The sequence below is a fragment of the uncultured Anaerofustis sp. genome (assembly GCF_938029165.1).
Lineage (GTDB): Bacteria > Bacillota > Clostridia > Eubacteriales > Anaerofustaceae > Anaerofustis.
Genome location: NZ_CALHFB010000048.1, coordinates 1 through 5,726, shown reverse-complemented (window position 1 = coordinate 5,726; position 5,726 = coordinate 1). Strand labels below are relative to the sequence as shown.

Sequence of the window (5,726 nt, the reverse complement as noted above, 5' to 3'; positions counted from 1 at the left end):
TTTTTTTTAAAAGTTTTTTCGATTTGGAAAAAACTTTGCGGGGTTTTAGGGGCAGAGCCCCTGAGGCTTTGTTTCTTTGCAAAAGAAAACATTGTCAATGTTGTAATTAAAAGGGGATTATGCTATAATTTTTAAATATGATTTTTTGTAAAAAAGTGTATATTTTAACTTAAATTGGGAGAAAAAGATGATTAAAGCCGACAGTGTAAATGATGTTTTGAATAAAATAAAAAAGGACTTTGAAAATAGGAAAAGAAGTTCGCATATAATTATGATAGAAGACAGCTTAAATCACGTTTTGGCGTCGGATATAGTTTCAAAAATCAGTATCCCGAGCTTTGACAGAGCGGAAATAGAAGGCTACGCCTTAAATCATGAAAGTCTTTACGGTGCAGACTATTATGACCCTATAAGTCTTGACATATCGGGTTTGGACCAAATAAAGGATAACGAAGCAAAATATGTAATAAGCGGGGAAGCACTCCCAAAGGGTGCGGACTGCGTTATCGATATAGAATATGTAAAAGAAAAAGATAAAAGCATATGGGTAAACCGAGAGATAGCTAAGGGGCACGGTGTTTCTTTCAAAGGTTCAAAGATAAAAAGCGGGGACGTGGTCTTAAAGAAGGATACCAAGTTAAATCCTCTGAATATCGGACTGCTTGCGAGTCTTAACGAATTCATGGTCGAAGTTTATGGGAAAGTAAAAGTCGGAGTTATTTCTTTCGGGGAAGATATAACTACTGTTAGAACGCCGGAAAAGGATAAAGATATAGATTTGAATTCATATATATTATCGTCACAGCTTGAAAACAAGAACGTCATTAGCATTCCTTACGGGATAGCTGATAAAAAGAGTTCTGCTGAGGTACTTGAAAAAGCCTCAAGTGAATGCGATATCGTTACCGTTCTTGTAAGTTCGTCTTTTGACTATTCCGAAGTCTTTGGAGAAAATAAAGTTTATTCCGATGAGATACTAATTTCTCCGGGAGAAGATACTTTGATAATAAATCATAATGATACTCCCGTGTTCTTCCTAAACGGCAATCCCAAAGATGTATATTTGCTATATAATGTTTTCGTAAAGCCCGTAATAGACAGTTTTCTTAACATAGAAGAAAATGAACCATACATAAAGGCGAAAAGCATTTATAACGTCCCTTCCAAGAAAGGTATAAATGAATATAAACCCGTTAGGATTGAAAAGAAAGACAGTGGATATTATTTTGAAATAATAGAAGATGACAGTCTGATGAGCGAGTTTTTAAGTGCTACAGACGGATATATATTAATCCCCAAAGACAAAGACGAGATAAGAAAAGACGAAAGCGTAAAAGTAACTCTTGTGTAAAGGAAGTAAAATGGAATATCTAAAGGACATATCTTTTGAACAACTCAATGAATTATTTGACGAACTGTTAAACAGTATGCCTCCCTTGGAAAGTGAAGAGGTGTCTGTTTTTGATGTAATGGGAAGGGTAATAAGCGAAGATTTATATACAAAGGAAGATGTTCCGAGCTTTGATTATGCTCTAAAAGACGGGGTCAGCATAAATATAGGTGACTTAGAGAGAAAGGGTTCTTTATTAAAGATAGATGATTATAAAAAAGTGAATAAAGGGGACAGGGTAGAAGACAAATACAATGCCGTAATAGATAATAAGGATGTCATTCATAAAGGATATTCGCTCTATTTGAATAAATATCCTAAAATGTTCGGGAATATAAAATATAAGGGTGAAGATACTCTGAAAGGAAGTTTTTTATATCATAAGGATACTTTAATAACGAGTGAAAAAGCGGGAGTACTTATTTCTTCGGGAATAAAAAAAGTCAAAGTTTACAGAAAACCGAGAGTAAGTATAATACCTACGATAGATATAATCAGCGATAGAAAAAATATAATATTGGATAACGATTCAACCATCTTAAAAGGAAAAATAAACTTAGATAGAGTTGATTTAAATATATTAAAACCATTAAGAGATGATAAAGCGGACTTCGAGAGGGTCATAAAGTCACAGTCCATGTCCTCTGACGCAGTCTTGATACTGGGTAAGACGGGTGAGGGAACTAACGATTATACATTTGATACCATGGCTAAGCTGGGAAGGGTTTATTTCAGGGGTGTTAAAATAAATCCGGGTAGTGATTTTATTTTAGGAAAAATAGAAAACTCCCTGGTGTTTGGTATCCCCGGGGATAACATCTCTGTTATAATAATATATGACCGTTTTGTATCGAGATTTATCTCAAAGCTTACCGTAGGAGATACAAAAAAGGATAAGACTTTATATTCCGCACTTCTAAGCGATACGCCCTCTAGTCCTTACTGTAAGGATTTTGTATTTGTAAATTTGTTTTTATATAATGAAAATTATTATGCACTTCCCATATATGAAGTAAACTCGGTATCGGATTATTTAAATGCGGACGGATATTTTATAACAAAGGAAAAACAGACTCTTTTAAACAGAGGAGAAAGCGTAGAGATACATCTTTTGAAAGACAGGAAAGATATAAATAAGAACATACTTTTCACAGGCAGGAAAAATCATTTTAATACAAGTCTTTCAAACTTCTCCAAAAATTCAAATAATGAAATAAATCTCATACTGTCACAAGATAAGTCTTTATCGGAAAGCTATATCGAAAGCAGGGAATACTTTTTAAAAGATTTCGAGAATAAATTCGATTATTTCAAAGAGGATTTGAATAAGGGGAAAGTTATAATAGAAGGTGCGAGTGAGAGATACGGATTTGCCACAAATAAAAAGTATCTTGATATAGTATCTGTTACGGATTTAGTAAGTAAGGACTTGGAAATAGGAAATTTACCGAGGAATACTTTCTCAAGGTCGTCTTTGGAAGCACTGTTAAAGGCGAAGAACATTGATATCGGCGATATAAAAGGTTTTAAAGAAAACATATATAAGAACGAAAAAGTCTTGCTGTCAGCCCTTCTTGAGGATAAAATAGATATATGTTTTATCAGTGAGAGAGAAGTAAAAAATCATAAGAGCATAAAATTCATTCCGGTAATAATAAAGGAAAATGATTTTATTATAAACAGTGATGATAAGGTTTTGACGGATATGATACAAAGTATATTTACTAGCGAAGACTTAAAAGGATTTTTGTCTGATGATTATGACACGGAAAATTTAGGTAAGATATCTAAGATAGAAAGGTAATAAGCGTAATATGGATGTAAAAGAAAAATCACTTAAACTGCATGAAGATTTAAAGGGAAAAATAGAAGTAGTAAGCAAAAAGGAAGTAAAGACAAGCGATGACTTATCGCTTTTATATACTCCCGGCGTTGCGGAACCTTGTGTAAAGATACATGAAAATGAGGATAATGTATATAAGTACACCGCAAAGAAAAACTTGGTGGGTGTAGTAAGCGACGGAAGCGCCGTTTTGGGACTTGGAAATATAGGGGCAAAGGCTTCTATCCCGGTAATGGAAGGCAAAGCCATTTTATTCAAGGAGTTCGGTGATGTTGACGCCTTTCCTATATGTATAGATTCTACTGACGTAGAGGATATAGTAAAGACAGTTAAACTTATCTCTCCGGTGTTCGGGGGAATAAACCTTGAAGATATCTCGGCACCGAGATGCGTGGAGGTGGAAGAAAGGCTCAAGGAAGAGCTGGATATCCCTGTCTTTCACGACGACCAGCACGGCACTGCGATAGTTGTGGGAGCGGGTATAATAAACTCTTTAAAAATAGTAAATAAAGATATAGATAAAATAAAGATTGTTGTAAACGGAGACGGTTCCGCAGGATATGCCATAACGAAAATGCTTATAAATCTGGGAGCAGAGAATGTTATCGTATGCGGTATAAACGGAGTGGTAAAAGAAGATGAAAATAACAACTATGTTCAAAAGGAACTGAGTAAAATAACCAATCCGAACAAGGAAGACGGAACACTTAAAGATGTAATAAAAAATGCCGATGTGTTTATCGGTGTTTCCAAGGGTAACCTTGTGGATAAAGAAATGGTGGAAAGCATGAACGATGACGCCGTGATTTTTGCCATGGCAAATCCTACCCCTGAAATCATGCCCGACGCGGCTAAAAGCGGAGGTGCAAGGGTTGTCGGAACGGGAAGAAGTGACTTTGAAAATCAAGTCAACAATGTTTTGGCATTCCCGGGTATCTTTAGAGGTGCTCTTGACGCTTATGCGACAAAGATAAGCGAGGGGATGAAAGTAGCGGCTACTCATGCAATAGCAGACTTCGTTAAAGAAGAGGACTTGAATGAACATAATATCCTTCCGTCCGCTTTGGATAAAGAGGTTGCGTCGGCTGTTGCAAAGGCTGTTTACGATGAAGCAGTAAAAGAAAATATAGTAAAAAATATCAAATAAATCAGTATTATCTCAGGAGGGTAAAGTGAAAGACCAATTATTGAATATCAGCAAAGAAGCTAAAGAAAAAATACAAAATCTTAACGCTTTGGAAGATTTGGAAAATTTCAGGATAGAATTTCTCGGCAAGAAAGGGAAACTTACTTCTATCCTAAGAGGAATGGGAGGACTAAGTAAGGAAGAAAGACCTATTATAGGTAAGCTTGCAAACGAAGTAAGATCGGATATAGAAGAAGAATTAAATAAGATGAAATCTTCCATAGAAGATAAGCTCATGGAAGAAAAATTAAAGAGGGATAAGATAGATATAACTCTTCCCGGCAAGGAAGTCTTAACGGGACATCATCATCCGTTATATCACGTTATCGGCGAACTTCAGGAGATATTCGAATCCCTTGGGTTCAGCGTTGCGGAAGGTCCCGAAGTGGAATTAGTCAAATATAACTTCGATAACCTTAACGTACCTTTGGACCATTCTTCAAGAGACGAAAGCGATACTTTCTACGTTGAAGGCGGCAACTGTCTGAGGACTCAGACTTCTCCCGTACAAATAAGAGCAATGAAAGAAAATGAACTTCCTATCAAGGTAATAGCTCCGGGGAAAGTATACAGGACGGACGAAATAGACGCCACTCATTCTCCGTTGTTTCACCAGCTTGAAGGTCTTATAGTAGATAAGGGCATCACTATGGCAGACCTTAAGGGGACTTTGGAATACGTAGTAAAGAAGCTCTACGGCGAAGATACAAAGACAAGGTTCAGACCTCATCAGTTCTACTTTACAGAACCGAGTGCGGAAATGGACGCAACATGCGTAGTATGCAAGGGTAAGGGCTGTAATGTATGTAAGGGCTCCGGATATATCGAAATACTTGGCTGCGGTATGGTTCACCCAAACGTGCTTAGATCATGCGGGATAGACCCTGAAGTCTACAGCGGTTTTGCCTTTGGTTTAGGGCTTGACAGAATGACTACGCTTAAGTACGGTATCAAGGATTTAAGACTGCTGTTCGGAAACGACACAGAGTTATTGACTCAATTTTAAGGAGGATAGAGAATGTTAGTACCAATAAATTGGCTTAAAGAATATGTAAATATAGATAAAGATATAAAAGAATTCGCCGATATGATGACGATGAGCGGTTCAATGGTTGAAACCGTCACTTATCTCGGAGAAGGGATAGAAAATGTCGTAACCGCGAAGATAAATAAAATAACTCCTCATGAAAATGCGGAGAAGCTTATAATATGTACCATGTTTGACGGAAGCGAAGAATATCAAGTCGTAACGGGCGCAAACAACGTAAGTGAAGGGGATATAGTCCCTTTTGCAAAAGTAGGTGCAA

At 36.6% G+C, this 5,726-nt stretch carries 4 protein-coding genes and 1 pseudogene; all 5 read left to right on the top strand.

What is annotated here, in order from left to right; all coding sequences use genetic code 11:
- Positions 1 to 187: 187 nt before the first annotated feature.
- Positions 188 to 1,351 (top strand): molybdopterin molybdotransferase MoeA, encoded by a 1,164-nt coding sequence (locus Q0516_RS08950; protein WP_294468937.1) that lies wholly within the window; start codon positions 188 to 190, stop codon positions 1,349 to 1,351.
- A gap of 10 nt (positions 1,352 to 1,361) precedes the next feature.
- Complete coding sequence (locus Q0516_RS08945; RefSeq protein WP_294468935.1) at positions 1,362 to 3,194, top strand: molybdopterin-binding protein; 1,833 nt, start codon at positions 1,362 to 1,364, stop codon at positions 3,192 to 3,194.
- 10 nt (positions 3,195 to 3,204) lie between these two features.
- A complete protein-coding gene (locus Q0516_RS08940; RefSeq protein ID WP_294468933.1) occupies positions 3,205 to 4,380 on the top strand; it encodes a malic enzyme-like NAD(P)-binding protein in 1,176 nt (391 codons plus the stop codon).
- A 25-nt stretch (positions 4,381 to 4,405) separates the two neighbouring features.
- Entirely contained in the window at positions 4,406 to 5,425 is a 1,020-nt protein-coding gene (gene pheS, locus Q0516_RS08935; RefSeq protein ID WP_294468931.1) for a phenylalanine--tRNA ligase subunit alpha, read from the top strand.
- Between the two features lie 12 nt (positions 5,426 to 5,437).
- Positions 5,438 to 5,726, top strand: a pseudogene (locus Q0516_RS08930) (phenylalanine--tRNA ligase subunit beta); the annotation flags it as partial.

Excerpts from the sequence above, each read along its gene's own strand:
- Q0516_RS08945 (WP_294468935.1), top strand. The coding sequence starts at position 1,362 with ATGGAATATCTAAAGGACATATCTTTTGAACAACTCAATGAATTATTT.
- Q0516_RS08940 (WP_294468933.1), top strand. The coding sequence starts at position 3,205 with ATGGATGTAAAAGAAAAATCACTTAAACTGCATGAAGATTTAAAGGGA.
- Q0516_RS08950 (WP_294468937.1), top strand. The coding sequence starts at position 188 with ATGATTAAAGCCGACAGTGTAAATGATGTTTTGAATAAAATAAAAAAG.